21 protein-coding genes and 2 pseudogenes are annotated in these 22,702 nt (G+C 70.4%); 14 read left to right on the top strand and 9 right to left on the bottom strand.

Going from position 1 to position 22,702, the window contains the following annotated elements; genetic code table 11:
- Positions 1-4: 4 nt before the first annotated feature.
- From E5843_RS00795 to E5843_RS00810, 4 genes are all read left to right on the top strand, one after another.
- Positions 5-163, top strand: a complete 159-nt coding sequence (locus tag E5843_RS00795) for a DUF1328 domain-containing protein (protein ID WP_100323834.1) — start codon at positions 5-7, stop codon at positions 161-163.
- A gap of 120 nt (positions 164-283) precedes the next feature.
- On the top strand, positions 284-964 hold the full coding sequence (locus E5843_RS00800; protein ID WP_136411542.1) for a ubiquinone biosynthesis accessory factor UbiJ: 681 nt from the start codon (positions 284-286) through the stop codon (positions 962-964).
- The gene (gene ubiB / locus E5843_RS00805; RefSeq protein ID WP_136411543.1) at positions 961-2,640 is read left to right on the top strand and encodes a ubiquinone biosynthesis regulatory protein kinase UbiB; all 1,680 of its coding nucleotides are present in this window, start codon (positions 961-963) and stop codon (positions 2,638-2,640) included. The genes E5843_RS00800 and ubiB overlap by 4 nt, the downstream gene beginning before the upstream one ends.
- Before the next feature lie 37 nt (positions 2,641-2,677).
- Positions 2,678-3,382, top strand: coding sequence for a pseudouridine synthase (locus E5843_RS00810; protein ID WP_136411544.1), 705 nt, complete (start codon positions 2,678-2,680; stop codon positions 3,380-3,382).
- Positions 3,383-3,453: 71 nt separating this feature from the next.
- Here E5843_RS00810 and E5843_RS00815 read toward each other — a convergent pair whose 3' ends face one another.
- Entirely contained in the window at positions 3,454-4,164 is a 711-nt protein-coding gene (locus tag E5843_RS00815; RefSeq protein ID WP_425480734.1) for a YitT family protein, read from the bottom strand.
- A 149-nt stretch (positions 4,165-4,313) separates the two neighbouring features.
- On the opposite strand from E5843_RS00815, the gene arfB reads away from it, so the two are divergent.
- The 3 genes from arfB (at position 4,314) to E5843_RS00830 (ending at position 6,359) form a co-directional block, all read left to right on the top strand.
- A complete protein-coding gene (gene arfB / locus E5843_RS00820) occupies positions 4,314-4,748 on the top strand; it encodes an alternative ribosome rescue aminoacyl-tRNA hydrolase ArfB (RefSeq protein ID WP_244240808.1) in 435 nt (144 codons plus the stop codon).
- Between the two features lie 64 nt (positions 4,749-4,812).
- Complete coding sequence (locus E5843_RS00825; RefSeq protein ID WP_279631937.1) at positions 4,813-5,367, top strand: lysophospholipid acyltransferase family protein; 555 nt, start codon at positions 4,813-4,815, stop codon at positions 5,365-5,367.
- Between the two features lie 149 nt (positions 5,368-5,516).
- Positions 5,517-6,359 (top strand): hypothetical protein, encoded by an 843-nt coding sequence (locus E5843_RS00830; RefSeq protein WP_136411548.1) that lies wholly within the window; start codon positions 5,517-5,519, stop codon positions 6,357-6,359.
- A gap of 3 nt (positions 6,360-6,362) precedes the next feature.
- Here E5843_RS00830 and E5843_RS00835 read toward each other — a convergent pair whose 3' ends face one another.
- On the bottom strand, positions 6,363-7,343 hold the full coding sequence (locus tag E5843_RS00835) for a LysR family transcriptional regulator (RefSeq protein ID WP_136411549.1): 981 nt from the start codon (positions 7,341-7,343) through the stop codon (positions 6,363-6,365).
- A gap of 95 nt (positions 7,344-7,438) precedes the next feature.
- Between E5843_RS00835 and aceB the strand changes: the two genes are divergently transcribed.
- Together aceB and aceA are read left to right on the top strand one after the other, a co-directional pair.
- On the top strand, positions 7,439-9,046 hold the full coding sequence (gene aceB, locus E5843_RS00840) for a malate synthase A (protein WP_136411550.1): 1,608 nt from the start codon (positions 7,439-7,441) through the stop codon (positions 9,044-9,046).
- Positions 9,047-9,070: 24 nt separating this feature from the next.
- A pseudogene (gene aceA / locus E5843_RS00845) lies at positions 9,071-10,379 on the top strand (isocitrate lyase).
- Positions 10,380-10,610: 231 nt separating this feature from the next.
- Here aceA and E5843_RS00850 read toward each other — a convergent pair.
- Together E5843_RS00850 and ubiK are read right to left on the bottom strand one after the other, a co-directional pair.
- Positions 10,611-12,122 carry a YifB family Mg chelatase-like AAA ATPase gene (locus tag E5843_RS00850; protein WP_141065554.1) on the bottom strand — a complete coding sequence of 504 codons (1,512 nt, stop codon included), beginning with the start codon at positions 12,120-12,122 and terminating at the stop codon, positions 10,611-10,613.
- 19 nt (positions 12,123-12,141) lie between these two features.
- The gene (gene ubiK / locus E5843_RS00855) at positions 12,142-12,417 is read right to left on the bottom strand and encodes a ubiquinone biosynthesis accessory factor UbiK (protein ID WP_136411551.1); all 276 of its coding nucleotides are present in this window, start codon (positions 12,415-12,417) and stop codon (positions 12,142-12,144) included.
- Positions 12,418-12,599: 182 nt separating this feature from the next.
- Here ubiK and E5843_RS00860 point away from each other — a divergent pair, with 182 nt between their 5' ends.
- Positions 12,600-12,938: a P-II family nitrogen regulator gene (locus E5843_RS00860; protein ID WP_134675256.1), complete on the top strand. Its 339-nt coding sequence runs from the start codon at positions 12,600-12,602 to the stop codon at positions 12,936-12,938.
- A 91-nt stretch (positions 12,939-13,029) separates the two neighbouring features.
- Entirely contained in the window at positions 13,030-13,503 is a 474-nt protein-coding gene (locus E5843_RS00865) for a hypothetical protein (protein ID WP_166815813.1), read from the top strand.
- Between the two features lie 48 nt (positions 13,504-13,551).
- Here E5843_RS00865 and speE read toward each other — a convergent pair whose 3' ends face one another.
- Positions 13,552-14,406 carry a polyamine aminopropyltransferase gene (gene speE / locus E5843_RS00870; RefSeq protein WP_136411552.1) on the bottom strand — a complete coding sequence of 285 codons (855 nt, stop codon included), beginning with the start codon at positions 14,404-14,406 and terminating at the stop codon, positions 13,552-13,554.
- 157 nt (positions 14,407-14,563) lie between these two features.
- On the opposite strand from speE, the gene speA reads away from it, so the two are divergent.
- Positions 14,564-16,453: an arginine decarboxylase gene (gene speA, locus E5843_RS00875; protein ID WP_141065556.1), complete on the top strand. Its 1,890-nt coding sequence runs from the start codon at positions 14,564-14,566 to the stop codon at positions 16,451-16,453.
- A gap of 25 nt (positions 16,454-16,478) precedes the next feature.
- Here speA and E5843_RS00880 read toward each other — a convergent pair whose 3' ends face one another.
- The 4 genes from E5843_RS00880 to radC form a co-directional block, all read right to left on the bottom strand.
- The gene (locus E5843_RS00880) at positions 16,479-17,228 is read right to left on the bottom strand and encodes an SDR family NAD(P)-dependent oxidoreductase (protein WP_141065557.1); all 750 of its coding nucleotides are present in this window, start codon (positions 17,226-17,228) and stop codon (positions 16,479-16,481) included.
- A 106-nt stretch (positions 17,229-17,334) separates the two neighbouring features.
- A complete protein-coding gene (locus E5843_RS00885; RefSeq protein WP_141065558.1) occupies positions 17,335-18,111 on the bottom strand; it encodes an SPOR domain-containing protein in 777 nt (258 codons plus the stop codon).
- A 112-nt stretch (positions 18,112-18,223) separates the two neighbouring features.
- Complete coding sequence (gene argS / locus E5843_RS00890; RefSeq protein ID WP_134675250.1) at positions 18,224-19,912, bottom strand: arginine--tRNA ligase; 1,689 nt, start codon at positions 19,910-19,912, stop codon at positions 18,224-18,226.
- Between the two features lie 74 nt (positions 19,913-19,986).
- Positions 19,987-20,661: a RadC family protein gene (gene radC, locus E5843_RS00895; protein WP_136411554.1), complete on the bottom strand. Its 675-nt coding sequence runs from the start codon at positions 20,659-20,661 to the stop codon at positions 19,987-19,989.
- Between the two features lie 188 nt (positions 20,662-20,849).
- Here radC and coaBC point away from each other — a divergent pair.
- A pseudogene (coaBC, locus tag E5843_RS00900) lies at positions 20,850-22,054 on the top strand (bifunctional phosphopantothenoylcysteine decarboxylase/phosphopantothenate--cysteine ligase CoaBC).
- Positions 22,055-22,083: 29 nt separating this feature from the next.
- The gene (gene dut / locus E5843_RS00905; protein WP_425480735.1) at positions 22,084-22,566 is read left to right on the top strand and encodes a dUTP diphosphatase; all 483 of its coding nucleotides are present in this window, start codon (positions 22,084-22,086) and stop codon (positions 22,564-22,566) included.
- The last annotated feature ends 136 nt before the right edge of the window (positions 22,567-22,702 follow it).

Below are 22,702 nucleotides of genomic sequence, written 5' to 3' on the forward strand. Positions count from 1 at the left end.
CCCGATGCTCAGCTATGCCGTCATCTTCTTCGTCATCGCCATCATCGCCGCCGTGCTGGGCTTCAGCGGAATCGCAGGCGCCGCCAGCAACATCGCCTGGATCCTCTTCGTCGTGTTCCTGGTGCTGGCCGTGATCTCGATGATCCGCGGCCGCAGGGTCTGACACCCACGCATTGCAGACGCCGGAAGCCCGCCGCAAGGCGGGCTTCTTCGTATCCGGGGTGATGCCGATGGCCTCTCCGCGCCGACGTGGTCGCCACCGTGGCGCCGCTACAATGCCGCCATGGCCGCCTCCCTGTTCTCCCGTGCCCCACTTCCCTGGAAGCCGCTCGCCGGCCGCGCGCTCGAGCTGGCGCTGAACCAGCTGCTGGCGCTCGATCCCGATACCCGTGACGCCATCCGCCGCCTCGACGGCCGCCACGTGGTGGTGCGGCTGGCCGCGCCGGAGCTTGCGCTGCGGCTGGATGTCGATGGCGACCGGCTGCGCGTGGGTCCGGTCATCACCGGCGACGACGATGCCGACCTTTCCGTGCGCGGCACGCTCGCCGGCCTGCTCGCACAGCTGCCGTTGCTGCAGCGGTCCGGCGCCGGCGGTACCGGGCGCGTGCGCATCGAGGGCGATGCCGACCTGGCGCGACAGCTGCAGCGGCTTGCGCGCGGCTTCGACCCGGACTGGCAGGCACCGTTCGTGCGCCTGTTCGGCGAGGTCGCCGGCGTGCAGATTGCCGGGCTGTTTGCCGGCGCGCTGCGGCAGGCCGAAGTGGTCGGCCGCAATCTCGCCGAAAGCACGGCGGAGTTCCTGACCGAGGAGTCGCGCGACCTGGTCGGCCGCAACGAACTCGATGCCTTCCTCGACGATGTCGACGCCGTGCGCGATGGCGTCGAACGCATGGACGCACGGGTGCGCCGCCTGCGCACGCTCGCCGCGGAACGCGGCATCGCGATGCCCGAGGCCGGCCGATGAGTGCGACCCGGCGTGCACTGCGCATCGGCCGCGTCCTGCTCCGTTACCGCCTCGACGACCTCCTCGCCGGTACGCCGGCCGAGCGCTGGCTGCGCTTGATGCATCCGTTCGTGCCGCGGGCCTCGCCGGCGGTGGCGGCGCTGCCACCGGGTGCGCGGCTGCGCATGGCGCTCGACGAACTCGGCCCGATCTTCGTCAAGTTCGGGCAGATCCTGTCGACGCGGCGCGACCTCATCCCGCCGGCGATCGCCGAGGAGCTGGCGCTGCTGCAGGACAGCGTCGCGCCGTTCGATGGCGACCACGCACGCGCGCTGGTGGAAGCCGCGCTCGGCCAGCCCATCGACGTGGCGTTCGCGCGCTTCGACACGGTGCCGCTGGCGTCGGCGTCGATCGCCCAGGTGCACGCGGCCACGCTGCATGGCGTCGGCGACGCGCCCGGCCGCGAGGTCGTGGTCAAGGTGCTGCGCCCCGGCGTGGAAGCCCGCATCGCCGCCGACATCGCCCTGCTGCGGCGCATCGCCGCGCTGGTCGAGCGCACCCATCCGCGCGCCGACAAGCTGCGCCCGCGCGAGATCGTGGCCGAGATCGAGAGCACGCTGGCCGCCGAGCTCGACCTGCAGCGCGAGGGCGCCAACGCCTCGGTGCTGCGCCGCAACTGGCTGGGCTCGGATGCGCTGTACGTGCCCGACGTGGTGTGGTCGCACACGGCGGAACGCGTGCTGACGCTGGAACGCGTGCACGGCATCCCCAGCGACGACATCGCCGCGCTCGATGCCGCCGGCATCGACCGCCGCGCGCTGGCCGCCACCGGCGTGCGTGTGTTCTACGAACAGGTGTTCCGCGACAACTTCTTCCACGCCGATGCGCACGCCGGCAACATCTGGGTCGATCCGGATCCGGCGCGTGCGCGTCACCCGCGCTTCATCGCGCTGGACTTCGGCATCGTCGGCCAGCTCTCGCGCGAGGACCAGTACTACCTCGCCGAGAACTTCATGGCGATCTTCAACCGCGACTACCGCCGCATCGCCGAGCTGCACCTCGAGGCCGGCTGGATGCCCCCGCACATGCGCCTGGATGAGCTGGAGGCCGCGGTGCGTGGCGTGTGCGAGCCGTACTTCACCCGCCCGCTGGCGGAGATCTCGCTGGCCGAGGTGCTGGGCAAGCTGTTCCGTACCGCGCAGCGTTTCCAGCTGACCCTGCAGCCGCAGCTGATCCTGCTGCAGAAGACCCTGCTGTCGATCGAGGGCCTCGGCCGCCTGCTGGACCCCAGGATCGACATCTGGGCCGAGGCGCGGCCGGTGCTGGAGCGGATCCTGCGCGAGCGCTACAGCCCGCGGCGGCTGGCGCGCGAGTTCCGTCGCCGCCTGCCGGAACTGGTGACCCATGCACCCGACATGCCGGTGCTGGTGCACGCCTGGCTGCGGCAGCAGGTCGAGGGCCGCCACGAGCTGCGCATGCGGTCGACCGACCTCGCTGCGCTCACCGCCAGCGTGCACGGGCTGCAGCGACGCGTGGTCGGCGCGATCGTCGGCGTCGGCCTGCTGATCGCGGCCTCGGTGCTGTACGCGCTGGAAGCGGGTGGCCCGTCGCTTGCCGGCATCCCGCTCGCCGCCTGGGCGGCCGGGCTGGGCGGGCTGTGGGCACTGCTCGCCGCCTGGCCGCGGCGCAGCGGTTGAGCACGCGCGCCCACCACGCCCGCGGCCGCGGGGACGCATGACGGATCCCATCCCCGTCCTCCACGCCGATGACCTGCTGGCCGTGGTCGACAAGCCGGCCGGGCTTGCGATGCACGACAGCAGGCTCGCCCACGGCGAGCCGGACTTCCTCGTCGATCGCCTGCGTGCGCAGTTCGATCGCCCGGTGTTCCTCGCCCATCGCCTCGACCGCGCCACCAGCGGCTGCGTGCTGGTCGCGTTCGACCGCGACACCGCCGGCCTGCTCGGCGAACAGCTGATGTCGCGCGCGGTCGACAAGGAATACCTCGCCGTATGCCGCGGCTGGCCGGCGGAGGACGGGTTCACCGTCGACCACGCGCTCGACGGCGGCCCCGGCAAGCCGCTCAAGAAGCCGGCGGTGACCGTGTTCGAACGCCTCGCCACCGTCGAGCTGCCGATGCCGACCGGCCAGTTCGACAGCGCCCGCTATGCGCTGCTGCGCGCGCGCCCGCTGACTGGCCGGTTCCGGCAGATCCGCCGCCATCTCAAGCATCTGTCGCATCACCTGATCGGCGACACCAGCCACGGCGACGGCCGCCACAACCGCAATTTCCGCATGCTCGGCATCCACCGCATGCTGCTGCACGCGTCGGCGCTGTCGTTCCGGCATCCGGAGGACGGCCGCACGATGCGGGTGGACTGCGCGCCGTCCGGCGAGTTCACCCGCGCGCTGGCGCTGTTCGACCGCCCGCCCGTCGGCTGATCGGCTCGGCGGTCGCGACCGCTGAAATCGCTCGCCGAACGGGCGGCAATGAACCGGATCCGGGTTGCGGATCAGACCCCCATGTAGCGCCCGGGGCGGTGGTTGAACATGATCACCAGGCTCAGCACCGCCGCGCCGATCGCCGAATACAGCACCTGGCCGGGTTCGAACAGCAGCAGCGCCAGCGTCATCAGCGCCGCGTCGAAGCCCATCTGGATGCGCCCGGCGCTCCAGCCGCGGCTGCGTTGCAGGTACACCGCGAGGATGCCCACCCCGCCGAGGCTGGCGCGGTGGCGGATGAAGAACAGGATGCCCAGGCCGGTCAGCGCACCGCCGACGATCGCGGCGTACAGCGGCGACATCTCCGCCGGCGACACCCAGCGCGGCAGGGCGTCGGCGACCCAGCCCACCGCGGCCACCGCGCAGAAGGTCTTGAGGGTGAACTCCCAGCCCATCCGCCGCGCCGCCAGCCAGTAGAACGGCAGGTTGACCAGCACGAAGGTCAGGCCGAACGCCCAGCCCAGCGCGTGGTGGAGCATTAACGCGATGCCGGCCATGCCGCCGATCACCAGCCCGCCGTCGGCGAACACCGCCAGTCCCAGCGACGCGGTCAGCGTGGCGAGCAGCAGGCCCTGCACGTCCTCGGCCACGGTGTGGCGCGCGGTGGCGGCGGCGGCGGGCGTGCCGGCGGAATCGGGCGGAGGCGTCAGCGGGCCGGAGGTCACCGGCGGCGGGGAGCCGGCGTCGCCGGCGCCATCGGGTAGTGGAGTGGGGTCGGACAGGGGGGACACGGCGGCGTTCATCGGCATGGATGTTGCGGCGCAGCATGATCGCAGCCACGCACTGCCGCGACAATCCCGCCTGCAGTGCCTCGTTCATCGTCCCCACGCGCCCCCTGTGCCGTCCTCGCCAGCCCTGGACGCGCGCTCGCGTGCGCGGTCGCGGACGTAGCGGCGTGAGCGGCTACGAGGTCCCGGAAGACGAGATCGTGGAGCGCTTCGTGCGCGCCAGCGGCCCCGGCGGCCAGAACGTCAACAAGGTGTCCACCGCGGTCGAACTGCGTTTCGACATCGCCGGCTCGCCGTCGCTGGACGAGGCGCTGCGCGCACGGCTGCTCGCACGGCGCGACCGCCGCGTCACCGCCGACGGCGTACTGGTGATCAGCGCCCAGCGCTTCCGCACCCAGGAGCGGAACCGCGAGGACGCCCGCGTGCGGCTGCAGGCGTTCATCGATGCCGGCCTGCATGTGGATGCACCGCGCATCGCCACCCGGCCCACCCGGGCCTCGAAGAAGCGCCGCCTCGATGGCAAGCGCGCACGCAGTGACATCAAGCGCGGCCGCGGCCGCCCTGACTGGAGCGATTGAGTTGGACCCGACCCCCGCACAGCAGGACGACCTCCTGATCCCGGTTCCCCCTAACGTGCCGCGGGTGAAGCCGAACCGCTTCACCCGCTGGCTGGCGCGGACCATCCTGCGCATCGGCGGCTGGCGGGTGGTCGGCGAGCTGCCGGACGTGTCGCGGCTGGTGCTGATCGGCGCGCCGCATTCGTCCAACTGGGACGGGCTGTGGGCGTTCAGCGCCAAGGTCGCGCTGGGGCTGGACGTGCGCGTGCTGGGCAAGGATTCGCTGTTCCGGGTGCCCGGGCTGGGCTGGCTTCTGCACCGGCTCGGGGTGATCCCGGTCGACCGCTCGGCGGCCAGCGGCGTGGTGCTGCAGGCCGCCCAGCTGCTGCGCACCCGCGAACGGCTCTGGTACGGACTGGCCCCCGAGGGCACGCGCAAGCGGGTGGAACGCTGGAAGCCCGGCTTCTGGAAGATCGCCAAGGCCGCCAACGTGCCGATCCTGCGCATGTACCTGCACTACCCCGACCGGGTGGTCGGCTTCGGCCCGCTGTTCCATCCCGGGACCGACCTCGCCACCGACATGGCCGAACTGCGCGAGTGGTACCGCCCGTGGATCGGCAAGAACCGCGGCACGGTGTGAGCACCCCGCGCGCAGCCCTCGCAGCCAGCCTGACGCTGTTGCTCTGCGTTGCAGGCGTGTGGCTATGGCTATCCCGCGAGGGTGCCGACGGAACCGCACCGGCTGTTGACACCCCGGCAGCCGCGGCAGAAGCCGCGACGGTCCAGCACGTGCCTGCGCCGTGGGCGCCCTTGCCGCCGCAGGGGCAGCCGCTGCGACTGGTGGCGGCCGACCTGCGCGCGCGCGCCGACCGCGGTGATGCCCGCGCCGCCTGCAGGCTGGCTGCGGAAGCCATGCACTGCGAGGGAGCCTGGCTTGCGACGCGCGAGGCGGAGCGCAGTGCCCAGCGTGTGCTGGCCCATGTCGCGAAGATGCCGGTCGATGCCGGCACCCGCGAGCGCGTCCACGAACAGCAGGCAGCGGCGAAGGCGACTCTTGCCGCGACCGAGGCGCGTTGTGGCGGTGTCGATCCGCTGGACCCCGCCGAGCGCGTGCATTACTGGCGGCAGGCGGCGCTGGCCGGCCACCCCGCGGCCATGCGCCACTACGCGGTCGGCAATGCGTTCCGCTGGCGCGACGTGGTGGAGGTTGCGCCACAGCTCGATATCTACCGGCGCGAAGCGGAATCGGTTGCCACCCGGGCCGCGCGGGCGGGCGATCTGGACCTCGCCATCGCCCTGGGGCTGGGTTATCTCGGGACCCGGGACGGCCCTTCCTGGCGCCCGTTCCTTGCCCAGGTGCTGCAACCCGATCCCGTGCGCGCATTGGCGTGGTTGCAGGCGGCACGTGCACACCCGGCGGTCGCCGCGCTTCCGGCCGGCCATCCACTGCGGGAGCGCCTGGATGCGGGGCTCGAGACAGCGGCCGAGCAGCTGCCGCTCGACATGCCGGTGCCAGCCCCTGAAACCCTGCCAGTGCTCGCCGGGGTGGTGCCACGGGCGGATCCTCGCAATGGCGGCATCGGCGATATCGATCCGACGGCCTGCGATGCGGAGGTCCTTCGCCGGCGCTGACTTTCAGCGGTCAGAGTGCGCCCCGCGCCTGGCGCCATCGGCGTCGAACAGGTCCGGCTTGATCAGCTCGATGAAGGCACGCGCCTGCGGGGAGGGCTGCTTGCCCTTGCGCATCACCACTCCGTAACTGCGACGCGGGAACCAGCGGGCCAGCGGCCGTGCCGTCAGGTGGGCGAGGTCGGCGCCGTCCAGGCACATCGCGGTGACGATGCTGATCCCCAGGCCCATCGCCACGTAGCGCTTGATCACCTCCCAGCCGCCGACCTCCATCGCCACCGTGTACGGCACGCGGTGCTGGTGGAACACCATGTCGACCAGCCGGTAGGTGGTGAGCCGGCGCGGCGGCAGGATCAGCCCGTACGGCGACAGGTCCTCCAGCGCCAGCTCCGCCTTCTGCGCCAGCGGGTGCCCGTGCGGCATGATCAGCATCGGGTCGAAGCGGTAGAGCGGGGCGTATTCGAGATCTCCGGGCACGTCGAGCATCGACCCCACGGCAAGGTCGACCGCATCGCGCCGCAGCAGGTCGAGGCCGCTTTCACCGGTGACGTTGTGCAGGCTCAGGCGCACCTCGGGCTGTGCCATGCGGTAGGCGGCGATGATCGGCGGCAGCAGGTGCAGGATCGTCGCCGTACCGGCCGCGATCTGCAGCTCGCCGGCATCCATGCCGCGCAGCTGGTTGCGGAACGCGGTGGTGAGCCCGTCGAACTGTTCGACCAGTGGCCGTGCCAGTTCGTACAGCGCCTCGCCTTCGCGGGTCGGCACCAGCCGCCGGCCGCTGCGCTCGAGCAGGCGCACGCCCAGGTCGCGTTCCAGTGCCTGTAGCTGCAGGGTCACCGCCGGCTGGCTGAGGAACAGGGCCTCGGCGGCACGCGACACCGAGCCCAGCCGCGCCACCTGGCAGAACGCCCGCAACGGCTTGAGCCGGTCGCCCTTGTAGGCGAAAAGCGCGCCGGATCGCGGTTCTCTGGTGTGCTTTCCCGGCATATCAGGAAACCTTATAGGCAGGATTGATAAAACTGCTTTGCCAAATACAGTACGCGAAAGGATGGTGGGGCTCGACCCAGTGCACGGAGCCCCGCATGTCCGCAGTCCTCAAGCCCACGACCGAACGCTTCGAGTGCCCGACCGATGCCGGCGACCTGCTTCCCGCGGCCGCACAGGCATTGCTGGTCGACCTGCACCGGCGCTTCGAGCCACGCCGGCAGGCCCTGCTGGCCGCCCGGGCTGACCGGCAGGCGCGCTTCGATGCGGGTGCGCTGCCGGAGTTCCGCGCCGACACGCGGGCGATCCGCGAAGCCTCGTGGCAGGTGGCACCGCTGCCCGCGGCGCTGCTGGACCGCCGGGTCGAGATCACCGGGCCGGTCGATCCGAAGATGGTCATCAATGCGCTGAACTCCGGCGCGAGCTGCTACATGGCTGACTTCGAGGATTCCACGGCGCCGGTCTGGCGCCACCTCGTCGCCGGCCAGCGCGCGTTGCGCGAGGCGGTTGCCGGCACGCTCGGCTTCACCAGCAGCGAAGGCCGCGCCTATGCACTGCGGCCCGAGGACGGGCAGGCGGTGCTGATCGTGCGCCCGCGCGGCTGGCACCTCGACGAGAAGCACGTGCGCATCGATGGCGAGCGGCTCTCGGCGGCACTGTTCGATGCCGCGGTGTTCGCCTTCCACAACGCCGCGGCGCTGGCGGCGCGCGATCGCGGGCCGTACCTCTACCTGCCGAAGCTGCAGACGATGGAAGAAGCGCAGCTGTGGGACGAGGTGCTGGCGCACCTGGAGGGCACGCTCGGCCTGCCGTCCGGACAGATCCGCGTCACCGTGCTGATCGAGACGCTGCCCGCGGTGTTCGAGATGGACGAGATTCTGCACGCGCTGCGCTCGCGCGCGGCCGGCCTCAACTGCGGGCGCTGGGACTACATCTTTTCCTATATCAAGACCTTCCGTCGCCACCGCGACCGCGTGCTGCCCGAGCGCGCGCAGGTCACGATGACCCAGCCGTTCCTGAAGGCCTATTCGGAACTGCTCATCCAGACCTGCCACCGCCGCGGCGCGCATGCGATGGGCGGCATGGCGGCGCAGATCCCGATCGCCAACGACGCCGAAGCCAATGACGCGGCGATGGCGCGCGTGCGTGCCGACAAGCTGCGCGAGGTGACCGCCGGCCACGATGGCACCTGGGTGGCGCATCCGGGGCTGATCGCGCTGGCGCGCGGCATCTTCGACGAACGCATGCCGACGCCGCACCAGCACCACTTCGCCCGCGAGGACGTGCTGGTCGGCCGCGATGAACTCATCGCGCCGCCGCTGGGCTCGATCACCCGCAGGGGCTTCGAGAACAACGTCGAGGTGTGCGTGCGCTACCTCGCCGCGTGGCTGTCGGGCAACGGCTGCGTGCCGATCCACGGGATGATGGAGGACGCCGCCACAGCGGAAATCGCCCGGGCGCAGCTGTGGCAATGGCTGCATCACGCCGACGACGGCCACCCGCCGCTGTGCCTCGATGACGGCACTCCCGTCGATTACCTGCTGTTCGAGGCGGTGCTGCTGAACCTGCCCTCGCGGCTGCAGCGCGACGGCGTGCCGGGCCTGGACCGCGTGCCCGAGGCGCTCGGCCTGCTCGAGCGGCTGACGCGTGCCGACACCCTCGCCGAATTCCTGACCCTGCCGGCCTACGAGCGGCTGGACGGCTGATCCCTTTCCCGACGGAGCATTGCCATGAGCCAACACACGCTGCCTGATGCCGACGCCCTTGCCCGCGACTGGGCCAGCAATCCCCGCTGGAACGGCATCACCCGCCATTACGGTCCCGAGGACGTGGTCCGCCTGCGCGGTACCGTCCATGTCGAGCATTCACTGGCGCGTCTCGGCGCCGACAAGCTGTGGCGCTCGCTGCAGTCCGAACCCTTCGTCAACGCGCTGGGCGCGCTCACCGGCAACCAGGCGATGCAGCAGGTCAAGGCCGGGCTGAAGGCGATCTATCTCTCCGGCTGGCAGGTGGCCGCCGACGCCAACCTCGCCGGGCAGATGTATCCGGACCAGTCGCTGTACCCGGCCGATTCGGTGCCGGCGGTGGTCAAGCGCATCAACAACACCCTGCTGCGCGCCGACCAGCTGCACCACGCCGAGGGCGACGGCTCCATCGATTTCCTGCAGCCCATCGTCGCCGATGCCGAGGCCGGCTTCGGAGGCGTGCTCAACGCCTTCGAGCTGATGAAGGCGATGATCGAGGCCGGCGCGGCCGGCGTGCACTTCGAGGACCAGCTCGCCTCGGTGAAGAAGTGCGGCCACATGGGCGGCAAGGTGCTGGTGCCGACGCGCGAAGCGATCGAGAAGCTTAACGCCGCGCGCCTGGCGGCCGACGTTATGGGGGTGGGGGTGCCGACACTGATCATCGCGCGCACCGACGCCGAGGCCGCCGACCTGCTGACCAGCGACGTCGACGACAACGACCGTCCGTTCTGCACCGGCGAGCGCACCGTGGAAGGCTTCTACAAGACCCGCAACGGACTGGACCAGGCGATCAGCCGCGGCCTGGCGTACGCGCCGTACGCGGACCTGGTCTGGTGCGAGACCGGCAAGCCGGACCTGGACTTCGCACATCGCTTCACATCGCTTCGCCGAGGCGATCCACGCGAAGTACCCGGGCAAGCTGCTCGCCTACAACTGCTCGCCGAGCTTCAACTGGAAGAAGAACCTCGACGACGCCACGATCGCGAAGTTCCAGCGTGAGCTGGCGAGTTACGGCTATCGCTTCCAGTTCATCACCCTGGCGGGCTTCCATGCACTCAACTATTCGATGTTCCACCTCGCCCACGGCTATGCGCGCGCGCAGATGACCGCCTTTGTCGAACTGCAGGAAGCGGAGTTCGCCGCCGCCGAGCGTGGCTTCACCGCGGTGCGCCACCAGCGCGAGGTCGGCACCGGCTACTTCGACGCGGTGACCCAGGTGATCCAGCGCGGGCAGTCGTCGACCACCGCGCTGACCGGTTCGACCGAGGAGGAACAGTTCACCCGCGCGGCGTGAGGGGAGGTGTTGGACGCGGACAGCGCGGATCAGGCGAAGGCGCAGTGGCAGAGGAGCGTGCCCGCGGAGCTGCGGGCATGCACATACTCCACGCCCGGTCGTGGACAGCGATGTGCGCCGGTCACGCTGCCGGCTACGTTGTACGTGCAGCAACCTGGTTCCATCCGCGTTTCTATCCGCGTCGATCCGCGTCAATCCGTTATCCGCGGCCCACGCCCCATGCGTGCGCCGTCAGGCCACCGCGGTCATCGGCTCTGCCGTGAAGCCGCGGTAGGTCAGTGCTTCCGCCAGGTGTTGGGCGAGGATGTCCTGGCTGCCGTCGAGATCGGCAATGGTGCGCGCGACGCGCAGGATGCGGTGCATGGCGCGCGCCGACAGCTGCAACGACTCGATCGCGCGTTCCAGCAGCTGCTGTTCGGGCGGGCGCAAGCGGCAATGCGCGGTCGTGGCGGCCTGGTCGAGGTGGGCATTGCAACGGCCACTGCGCGCCTGCTGCACATCGCGCGCCGCTTCCACCCGTACCCGGATCGTTGCGCTGGCTTCGCCTTCGGGGGCGTCGGGACGCAAGGCTTGCGCAGGCAGCCGCGGCACCTCGACGTGGAGGTCGATGCGATCCAGCAACGGGCCGGAAATGCGCGAGCGGTAGCGGCGCACCGCGTCCGGTGCGCAGCGGCAGCGTCCGGATACGTCTCCGGCCCAGCCGCACGGGCAGGGATTCATCGCCGCAACCAGCTGGAACCGTGCCGGGAATTCAGCTTGCCGTGCGGCGCGCGAGATCGTCACCACGCCCGACTCCAGCGGCTCGCGCAGCACTTCCAGCGCCGAGCGGTTCCATTCGGGGAGTTCGTCCAGGAACAGCACGCCGCGATGTGCGAGCGAGATCTCGCCGGGCCGCGGTTCGCTGCCGCCACCGGCCAGTGCCACCGCGCTCGCAGTGTGGTGAGGAGCGCGGAACGGCCGTTGCCGCCAGCGCGCCGGATCAAGCCCGCCGTTCACCGACGCCACCGCCGCGGCCTCGAGGGCCTCGTCGTCGCCCGGTTCGGGCAGCAGGCCCGGTAGCCGTGAAGCCAGCAGGGTCTTGCCACAGCCCGGCGGACCGACCAGCAACAGGTGATGGCCTCCGGCCGCGGCGATCTCCAGTGCACGCCGTGCACGACCCTGGCCGCGCACATCGCGCATGTCGGCGGTGCTCGGCGGTAGCGGCTCCGGCGCCACGCCGGCCGGCAGCGTGGTGCGGCCATGCAGCATCGCGCAGACCTCGAGCAGGGTGCGCGCGGAACGCACGTCCACCCGGTTGGCCAGCGCGGCTTCCGCGGCATTCCCCGCCGGGACCACCAGCCGGCGCCCGGCCTGTGCCACCGCAAGCGCGGCGGGAAGCGCGCCGTCCACCGGCCGCAGTTCGCCGGTCAGGCCGAGTTCGCCGATGAATTCGGTATCGCGCAGGGCATCCAGCGGAATCTGCCCGCTGGCGGCAAGGATGCCCAGCGCGATCGGCAGGTCGAAGCGGCCGCCGTGCTTCGGAAGGTCCGCCGGCGCCAGGTTGACGGTGATGCGGCGCGCGGGGAACTCGAACTGCGCGCACTGGATCGCGGCCCGCACCCGATCCTTGGCCTCGCGAACCGCCGCTTCGGGCAGGCCGACGATGGACATCGACGGCAGGCCACCGCCGAGATGCACTTCCACCTGGACCGGTGGTGCTGCAACCCCGACACGCGCGCGTCCATGCACGAGTGCGAGTCCCATGGTGCTTGCCGGCGTTCCGTCAGTGGGCGGAGCTGTCGCGCGGAGGATTGCGGGCGAGTTCGGACTCGAGCCACTGCACGGCCTGCTCCAGTGCCTCGAGCTTCTCGCGCGTACGCAGCAGGACCGCGCGCTGCACGTCGAACTCCTCGCGGGTCACCAGGTCGAGCTTGCCCAGTCCCGATTGCAGCACCGCGCGGAAGTTCTCCTGCATCTCCTCGCGGCTGTCGCGCAGGCCCGGCGGCACCAGGCCGCTGAGGCGGCGCGCCAGTTCGTCGATGTTGCTGAGGTCGATCATGGGGGAGCCTCCGGGTACGCAATCAGCATGCATGCGTGCCGCTGCCAGCGCAGTCGGCGCGGATCGCGAAACGCGGTAGGAATAGTCCGAACAGGACGGATCGATGGGTGGGCGCATTGTAGCCGCTGGTCGCCCGCAGGCAGTGCGCTATGCTGCCGCTCGATCCGATGGAGGCTGCGTGAATGAAGATGATCATGGCGATCATCAAGCCCTTCAAACTCGATGACGTACGCGAAGCACTCGCCGACGCCGGCGTGGCCGGCATCACCGTCACCGAGGTCAAGGGCTTCGGCCGCCAGAAGGGCCACACCGAGCTCTACCGCGGTGCCGAGTACGTGGTCGACTTCCTGCCCAAGCTCAAGCTCGAGGTGGCGGTAACCGACGACCAGGCTGATACGGTCGTCGAAGCCATCCTCAAGGCCGCCAACACCGGCAAGATCGGCGACGGCAAGGTGTTCGTGTATTCGCTCGAACGCGCGGTCCGCATCCGCACGGGTGAGCTCGACGGAGATGCGCTATAACGGCTGTTCGGGGGGCTTGCCGGCCACGGGGGTACGGCACCTGAACCGTCAGGAGAAGCGTATGAAGGGCAGGATTACCGCGGCGGCATTGATGTTGACGATGTGGTGGACAACCTCTGCATCGGCCGAGTCACAGGCACCGGTGCTGGTTGAAACCGATGCAGCCGCCATCGTGGCCCAGCAGCACGAGATCCGGCAGGCCGCCCAGCAGCGGAGCGGGCGATACAAGGACATGGCGGGTGCCGACCGCGAGCGTCTGCTGCAGGCCCAGGAGCGGGTGCTCGGACGGCTCGATGGCCGCTCCAGTACCACCGAGCTTCCGCGGAACGACCAGGTGGCGCTCTTCAACGATCTCGAAGAAATCAGCGCGCTGGTCAACAAGGCGGAGGACGACCGCATGGTCTGCGAGCGCAGCCGACCGATCGGCAGCAACCGACCGGTGAGCGTGTGCAAGACCGTGGCGCAGCGTCGCGAGGAACGCGAGCGCGCGCTTGAATCCCGGGGTTCCCGCGATGCCCGATGTGTGGGCGGGTGCCGTGAGAACTCCACACCTGGTTGGAACTGATCCGCTGCCGACCGCTCCGGCGGTCGGCAGATCCAGTTCCAGTACCGATCAGTCGGCGTCCAGCGCCTTCGCCACGAACGGCGGCAGCACCTGTGCCGCCTTGTGGATGTCGGCGCTGTAGTACTGCGTTTCGAATGTCTTTGCGGCCGCATCCACTTCCCGGAACTCGAAGCCGCGACCGCCCTTGCGCGCCAGCGTGCAACTCCACCAGCCGGTCGGGTAGCAGGGCTGCGGGAAGGGCAGGGTCTGGAAGCTGTCGAAACCGGCCTTGCCCATCTCGGCGCGCATGGCCTGGATCAGTTCCAGCAGCACCAGCGGGGATTCCGACTGCTGGACGAGGATGCCGTCGTCCTTCAGTGCGCGGAAGCAGCTTTCGAAGAAGCTCCGGTTGAACAGCCCCTCGGCCGGGCCGACCGGATCCGTGGAATCGACGATCACGATGTCGAGCGAGCCCGGCGCGGCGTTCTTCATCCAGGCGATGCCGTCGTCGAACAGGATCTCCGCGCGCGGGTCGTTGTTGGATTCGCACAGCTCCGGGAAATACTTCTCGGCCATCCGGGTGACCTGCTCGTCGATGTCGCACTGCACCGCGCGCTCCACGCCGGAGTGGCGCAGCACTTCGCGCAGCGTGCCGCAGTCGCCGCCACCGATGATGACCACCTGCTTCGGATCCGGATGGGTGAACAGCGCTGGATGCGACATCATCTCGTGGTAGAGGAAGTTGTCGCGGGTGGTCACCATCATCGCGCCGTCGATGAGCATCACGTTGCCCCAGTCGGTCGACTCGTAGATCTCGATCTTCTGGAACGGCGACTGCACCTCGTCGAGCTTGCGGGTGACGCGATAGCCGATCGCGGAGCCTGCGGGGTCGAAGTTCTCGTACAGCCAGTCGGTCGTGGTCATGGGATGCTCTCGCAGGGACGCTGCCCGCGTGGGCGTTGTCGTGGGGCGCGCGCGGATGGCGTCGCAGCGGGCCGCGCATTGTAGCGGAGCGCACGTGACCACCCCTGCGCGCCGGGCTCCGTAGAATAGGCGCTCCCACGCTTTCCGGATGTCCGCCATGGCAGCCTGGTCCATCGACCACGCCCGCAAGACCTATTCGATTCCGCACTGGTCGGAAGGCTTCTTCGACGTCGACGAGCAGGGTCGCGTGGTAGTGCGCCCGGGCGACCGCGACGCGACCGCACTGCCGCTGCCGGCGATCGTCGACGAAGCGCGGGCACAGGGTGCGAGCCTGCCGCTGCTGGTGCGTTTCCCGGAAATCCTTGCCCACCGGCTGGGCCAGTTGCAGACGGCATTTGCCGAGGCGCAGGCCGACTGGGACTACCGCGGCGGCTACACCGCGGTGTATCCGATCAAGGTCAACCAGCACGCAGGTGTTGCCGGCACGCTGGCCTCGCACCATGGCGAGGGCTTCGGCCTGGAAGCCGGCAGCAAGCCCGAACTGATGGCGGTGCTGGCGCTGAGCCGCCCCGGCGGGACGATCATCTGCAACGGCTACAAGGACCGCGAGTACATCCGCCTGGCGCTGATCGGCCGCAGGCTGGGGCTGGAGACCTACATCGTCATCGAAAAGCCGACCGAGCTGCGGCTGGTGATGGAGGAAGCCGCCGCCCTCGGCGTCGAACCGGTGCTCGGCGTGCGCATGCGGCTGGCGTCGCTGGGCGCCGGCAAGTGGCAGAACTCCGGCGGTGACAAGTCCAAGTTCGGCCTGTCGCCGCGGCAGCTGCTGGATCTGTGGAAGAGCCTGCGCGACAGCGGGCGCGGCGACTGCCTCAAGCTGCTGCATTTCCACATGGGGTCGCAGATCTCCAACGTGCGCGACATCGCCAACGGCATGCGCGAGGCGACCCGCTATTTCGTCGAGCTGTCGCAGCTCGGCGCGAAGATCGACCACGTGGATGTCGGCGGTGGCCTCGGCATCGACTACGAAGGCACGCGCTCGCGCAGCTACAACTCGGTCAACTACGGCATGCGCCAGTACGCCAGCAACATCGTGCAGCCGCTGGCGCAGGCCTGTACCGAGCACGGCCTGGCGCAGCCGCGCATCCTCACCGAGTGCGGCCGCGCGATGACCGCGCACCACGCGGTGCTGGTGGCCAACGTGTCCGAGGTCGAGCGTGCGCCGGAAGGCCGCGTGCCCGACACCCACGACGACGAGCCGTCGGTGGTCAGCCAGCTGCGCGAGATCCACGGCGAGCTCGACGAGCGCCCCGCGGTGGAGCTGTATCAGGAGGCGCAGCACTTCCACGCCGAAGGCCTGGCGATGTACGCGCTCGGCCAGCTCGACCTTGTGCACCGCGCGCGCATCGACGATCTCTTCTACGCGATCGCGCATGCCGTGCGCGCGCGCCTGACCTACGATGAGAAGAGCCACCGTCCGCTGCTCGACGAGCTCAACGAGCGCCTGGTCGACAAGTACTTCGTCAATTTCAGCATCTTCGAATCGATGCCCGACGTGTGGGCGATCGACCAGGTGTTTCCGATCGTGCCGATCGAACGCCTCGACGAGGCCCCGGAGCGGCGCGGCATCATCGCCGACCTCACCTGCGATTCCGATGGCCAGATCGACATCTATGTCGAGAACGAGGATCTCGACAGCTCACTCCCCTTGCACGCGATGCGGCCGGGCGAAAGCTACCGGCTCGGCTTCTTCCTGGTGGGCGCCTACCAGGAGATCCTCGGCGACATCCACAACCTGTTCGGCGACACCGATGCGATCGAGGTGCGCCGCAGCGGCGACGGCTTCGCGATCCAGCAGCAGCGCCGCGGCGATACCACCGACGTGATGCTCGACTACGTCGGCTACCGCATCGACGACCTGCGCCAGCGTTACGAGGACAAGCTCGTGGCGGCGGGCCTCGGCGACGGGGAACTCGTGCGCCTGCGCGAGGCGCTGGAAGCCGGACTCACCGGCTACACCTACCTGGACGACGCGCCGCTGGATTGAGGCGCCACGTGGTACGCGCGCCGGCTCAACCGGCGCGGTGCACCTGGAAGCCGGCGAACGACTGGCTGACCGGCATCACTTCCAGCCGGTTTATGTTGAGGTGCGGCGGCAGGTTGGCCACCCACCACAGGGTCTCGGCGATGTCGTCGGCGGTGATCGGCGCAGCGTCGCGGTACAGCGCATCCGATGCCGCCTGGTCGCCGCCAGTGCGTACCAGGGTGAACTCGGTCTCGGCCAGCCCCGGCTCGATCGAGGTGACGCGCACGCCGGTGCCGTGCAGGTCCGCGCGCAGGCCCAGCGAGAACTGGGTGACGAAGGCCTTGGTGCCGCCGTAGACGTTGCCGCCGGGATAGGGATAGCTGCCGGCGATCGAGCTGACGTTGAGGATCGCGCCGCGGCGCGCGATCAGCGTCGGCAGCAGCACATGCGTCAGCGTCGCCAGTGCGGTGACGTTGGTGTCGATCATCTGCCGCCACTGCGCGAGGCTGGCCTGCTGTGCGGGTGCGGTGCCCAACGCCAGGCCGGCATTGTTGACCAGCACGTCGATGTCGCGGAACGCGTCTGGCAACGCGTCGAGCGCGGCCTGCATCGCGTCGGCATCGCGGATGTCGAAGGCGCAGGCATGCACCCGCTCGCCCAGTGCCGCGGCCAGCGCGTGCAGGCGTTCGGCGCGACGGCCGCAGGCGACCACCTGCCAGCCGGCGGTGGCGAAGCGTTCCGCGGCGGCGCGGCCGAAGCCGGCGGTCGCGCCGGTGATGAGGATGGTCCGGGTCATCGATGCACTCCGTTCGCAGGCGGGACGCGGGCGGCCGGCAGCGGCTGGCGAAAGGTGCTGGCCCTGCAGTCCGCCTGTCGCGGCATCCGCAGCGCCGGCGGCAGCTTTATTGCACCTTGATCGGCAACGCCTGCAGTCCGCCGCCCTGCAGCTTGGCCTTGGCGTCGGCGAGTTCGGTGGCGGTGCCGTACGGGCCCATGCGCACGCGGTAGACGGTGCGGCCGTTGGCGTTGCCGGATTCGACCCGTGCCGACAGGCCGAGCAGGGCGATGCGCGCCTTCAGCGCCTCGGCATCGCCGGAGGCGCTGAACGAGCCGGCCTGCAACAGATAGCGCGCGGTGGTGTCCTGCGCCGGCGTGGTGGCCGCAGTGGCCGGCGTCGTCGTCGTCGTGGTGGCGGGCGTGGTGGTCGCCGCGGTCGATGCCGGCGACGGGGCCGCTGCAGGGGTCTGCGGCGGAGCCAGGTCGGCCGCATCCTGGCGGCGCTGTGCATCCTCGCGCTGGCGGCGGGCCTCTTCGGCACGCGTGCTGGCAGCGAGTTCCGCGTCGGTCATCGGCACTTCCTGGCCGGGCAGCACGGTGTAGAAGTCGTAGTCGGGTTCGGTCGCCGGCAGCGGTGCGGTGTCGGCCGGTGCCGGTCGACGCCGTGCGGGGGCAGGTGCCGCCACGTCCTCGTCGATGCTCGACGGCAGGGCCGGCTGCGCATCGGGGTTGGCGCGCGGACGGTAGAAGCCGTCGCTGCCGTCGGACTTCAGAACGCGCGGCGCCAGCATCACCACGATGATGGTCAGCACGATGCCGATGATCATCCACGCCCAGCCGGGCAGCCCGCCGGAGTTTCCGCCGTTGCGCCGTGCCTGCGATCTACCGCGTCGTGCTGCCACTGCCTTGCCTTCCTCGTGTCATTGCCGCACTGCGGCCGTTTCGAACCAGAAACATGCGATCCAGTGTATGCCGAAGCCATGTGCGGCGTTCGTCATGCACCGCGTGCGCGGGCTACATCCGCTGCGGCGCGGCCACCCCGAGCAGGGCCAGGCCATTCGCCAGCACCTGGCGGGTGGCCAGCGCCAGTGCCAGGCGCGAGTCGCGCAGCCCGGCATCGTCCACCAGGAACTGGTGGTCGTTGTAGTAGGACTGGAACGCCTGCGCCAGCTCGACCAGGTAGGCCGCGACCAGGTGCGGCTCCAGCGACTGCCCGGCCGCTTCCACGACCTCGGGGAAGCGCGACAGGTCGGTGAGCAGGTCGCGGGTCGCGCCGCTGTCGAGGTCCGGCAGCCGGTCCAGACCGCTCTGGGCGTCGAAGGCCAGCCCACGCTCTTCGAGCTGCCGCAGCAGGCCGCAGATGCGCGCGTGCGAGAGCTGCACGTAGTACACCGGGTTGTCGAGCGACTGGCTGCGCGCGAAATCGATGTCGAACACCAGCTGCGAATCCGGTCGGCGTGCGACCAGGAACCAGCGCGTGGCGTCGCGACCGACCTCGTCGATCAGGTCGCGCAGGGTGACGTAGCTGCCGGCGCGCTTGGACAGCTTCACCTCCTCGCCGCCGCGCATGACCGTGACCATCTGGTGCAGCACGTATTCCGGCCAGCCCTGCGGAATGCCGGTGTCGAGTGCCTGCAGGCCAGCGCGCACGCGTGCCAGCGAGCCGTGGTGGTCGGCGCCGAGTTCGGTGATCGCGCGCTCGTAGCCGCGCTGCCACTTCGAGAGGTGATAGGCGACGTCGGGCACGAAGTAGGTGTAGGTGCCGTCGGACTTGCGCATCACGCGGTCCTTGTCGTCACCGAAATCGGTGCTGCGCAGCCACAGCGCGCCGCCCTCTTCGTAGGTGTGGCCGTGGGCGACCAGCTCGCGCACGGTTTCCTCGACCTTGCCGTCGGCATACAGCGACGACTCGAGGAAATACACGTCGAACGAGACCCCGAACGCGGCGAGGTCGGCGTTCTGTTCGCGACGCAGCCACGCCACGGCGAAGCGGCGGATGGCGTCGAGGTCGTCGGCATCGCCGGCACCGGTCACCACGTGCCCGTCGACCTCGACGCTGTCGCCGCGCAGGTAGGCGGCCGCGACGTCGGCGATGTAGTCGCCGTTGTAGGCATCGGCTGGCCAGTCGGCACCGCCCGGTGCGTGACCGTGGGCGCGGGCCTGCGTGGAGCGGGCCAGGTTCTCGATCTGCACGCCGGCGTCGTTGTAGTAGAACTCGCGCGCCACGTCCCAGCCGTTGGCCTCGAGCACGCGCGCGATGCAGTCGCCGATCGCCGCCGCGCGGCCGTGGCCGACATGCAGCGGGCCGGTCGGGTTGGCCGACACGTATTCCACGCCGGCGCGGCGGCCGGCACCGGAGTTGTTGTGGCCGTACGATTCGCCCTGGTCATGGACCTCGCGCAGCTGTGCCTGCCAGGCCGGGGGCGCCAGGCGGAAGTTGATGAAGCCCGGCCCGGCGATGTCCACCGAGGCCACCAGTCCGGTCTGCGGCAATGCCGTGGTCAGCGCCTGGGCGAGTGCCCGTGGATTGCTGCGGGCGGGTTTGGCCAGCAGCATCGCCACGTTGGTGGAGAAATCGCCATGGCTGCGATCCTTCGGTCGCTCGACGATGAAGTCGGGGCTGGCGAGGTCGGCGGGCAGGTCGCCCCGGGTACGCAGGGCGTCGAGGCCCTGTTCGATCAGGGCGCGGAGCTGGGATTTCACAGGCGGTATGCGGTGGCGCAGGGGGCCGATAGTGTAGACGGCCGCCGGCCCGCGCGTTCCGCCCTTCGCGACCGTCAGACCCAGCCGCGCGCGGCCAGCGAGACCGGCGGGCCGTCGCCGACGACGAAATGATCGAGCAGACGCACGTCCACCAGCCCCAGCGCCTGCTTCAGCTGCGCGGTCACCGTGCGATCCGCGGCGCTGGGTTCGGCGCTGCCGCTGGGGTGGTTGTGGCCGACGATCAGCGCCGCGGCGTTATGGGCCAGCGCGCGGCGCACCACCTCGCGTGGATGCACCTCGGCGCCGTCGATGGTGCCGCGGAACAGTTCCTCGAAGGCCAGTGCTCGGTGGCGGGTATCGAGGAACAGCGCCGCGAACACCTCGTGCGGGTAGCCGCGCAGGCGCTGGGCGAAATAGCGTCCGGCCGACTGGGGATCGCTCAATGCCTCGCCGCGTTCGAGGCCCGCGGCCAGGTAACGAGCGCACAGTTCGAGTGCGGCGGCGAGCAGCGCCGCGCGGGCCGGGCCGAGCCCGGGCAGGGCGGCCAGCTGCGCCGGTGTGCGCTCGAGCAGTTTGCGCAACGGGCCATGGCCTGCGAGCAGCTCGCGCGCGGTGGCCACCGCGTCGCGTCCGCGCAGGCCGGAGCCGAGGAAGATCGCCAGCAATTCGGCATCCGACAGCACCGCCGCGCCGCGTGCGAGCAGCTTCTCCCTCGGCCGTTCGCTGCTGGGCCAGTCGCGGATGTGCATGGCGAGCCTCCATCAGGGAGCGTCGCGGCGGGCGGCCTGCACGACAGGGGAGGCCGTGGCTTCGGGGCGACCGCCCGCACGACGACGCCTGCAGCCATTGCACCGTGCCGGGACACGCGGCGCAGCCGGGCGCGGCCCTGCCTTCGGGTAAGCTGTGCGCCCGTGTCCGTGTCGGATTTTTCCCACCGATGAGCCAGCCACCTCCGCCGCTCGACGGCCTGCTTGCCGGCCAGCGCGTGCTGGTGTGCGTGGGTGGCGGAATCGCCGCCTACAAGGCCGCCGAGCTGGTGCGCCGCCTGCGCGATGCCGGGGCCGAGGTGCGGGTGGCGATGACCGAACACGCGCAGCAGTTCGTCGGCACCGCGACCTTCCAGGCGGTGTCGGGCCAGCCGGTACGGACCTCGCTGTGGGATGCCGCCGCGGAAGCCGCGATGGGGCATCTGGAACTGGCCGCCTGGGCGCAGCGGGTGGTGGTGGCACCGGCCACCGCGGACCTGATCGCGCGCCTTGCGCACGGCTTCGCCAACGACCTGGTCAGCACGCTGTATCTGGCCACCGAGGCACGGGTGGCGATCGCGCCGGCGATGAATCACCGCATGTGGCGGCACCCGGCCACGCAGGCCAACGTCGAGACGTTGCGCACGCGCGGCGTGCAGGTGATCGGCCCGGACGACGGCCCGCTGGCCGAGGGCGAATCCGGCCCCGGGCGCCTGCGCGAACCGGAATGGATCGTGCGCGAGCTCGCCGGATGAGCGCAGCGCTTGCCGGCCTGCGCATCGTGGTGAGCGCAGGCCCGACCTACGAGGACATCGATCCGGTGCGGTTCCTCGGCAACCGCAGCAGCGGCCGGATGGGCTTCGCGGTGGCCGCCGCGGCCGCGCGCCGCGGCGCCGACGTGGTGCTGGTCGCGGGCCCCGTCCATCTTGAGACCCCGCCGGGCGTGCAGCGCATCGACGTGCGCTCCGCCGCGCAGATGCACGCGGCGGTGTTCGCCGCACTGCCGGCCGATGCCTATATCGCCGCCGCCGCGGTGGCCGACTACACCCCGCGCGCGGTGGCGGCCGACAAGCTGAAGAAGCACGGCGACACCCTGGTGGTCGAATGCGTGCGCACCGCCGACATCCTCGCCGACCTCGGCGTGCACCCGTTGCGCCCGCTGCGGCTGGTCGGGTTCGCCGCCGAGACCGGCGATCTTGCCGGCTATGCGCGCGACAAGCTGGTGCGCAAGCGGCTGGATTTCATCGCCGCCAACCGCGTCGGCCAGCCGGGCAGCGGCTTCGAGAGCGAAGACAATGCGCTGACCGTGTACTGGCCCGACGGCGAACAGGCGCTCGGCCCCACAGCGAAGACCGCGCTCGCCGAACAACTGCTCGATCTGGTGTTCGCGACCTGATCCCACCGCCGCCCCGGTCCGGGAGCGGCCTGCCACGGAGTCCACCGGTGTCCGCAGTCCATGTCCTGCAGGTCCAGCGCCTCGATCCGCGCTACGGCAATGTATGGCCGTTGCCGGCCTATGCCACCGCCGGCAGTGCCGGGCTCGACCTGCGCGCCGCGCTCGATGCGCCGCTGGTGCTCGGGCCGGGCGATGCGGCGCTGGTGCCCAGCGGGCTGGCGATCCACATCGCCGATCCCGGCCTGTGCGCGGTGGTGCTGCCACGTTCGGGCCTCGGCCATCGCCACGGCATCGTGCTGGGCAACGGCACCGGGCTGATCGATGCCGATTACCAGGGTCCGCTGATGATCAGCGTCTTCAACCGCGGCCGCGAGGCCTACACCATCGCCGTCGGCGATCGCATCGCACAGCTGGTGCTGCTGCCGGTGGTGCGTGCGGAGCTCGAGCTGGTTGACGGCTTCACCGCGAGCACGCGCGGCAGCGGCGGCTTCGGCCATACCGGCGTGCGTTGACGCTGCACGCGTCGCGGTATCGCGTGCGGCGCGAATCGGCGGTACGTTATGCGCCGTGCGACAGTGCATGGCACGCATGTTGCGTAGATGTCTGGACGCGGTGGCGACGCAGGGGGCGTCGACGCGACGCGTCCCG

The organism is Luteimonas yindakuii (assembly GCF_004803715.2).
GTDB classification, from domain to species: domain Bacteria; phylum Pseudomonadota; class Gammaproteobacteria; order Xanthomonadales; family Xanthomonadaceae; genus Luteimonas; species Luteimonas yindakuii.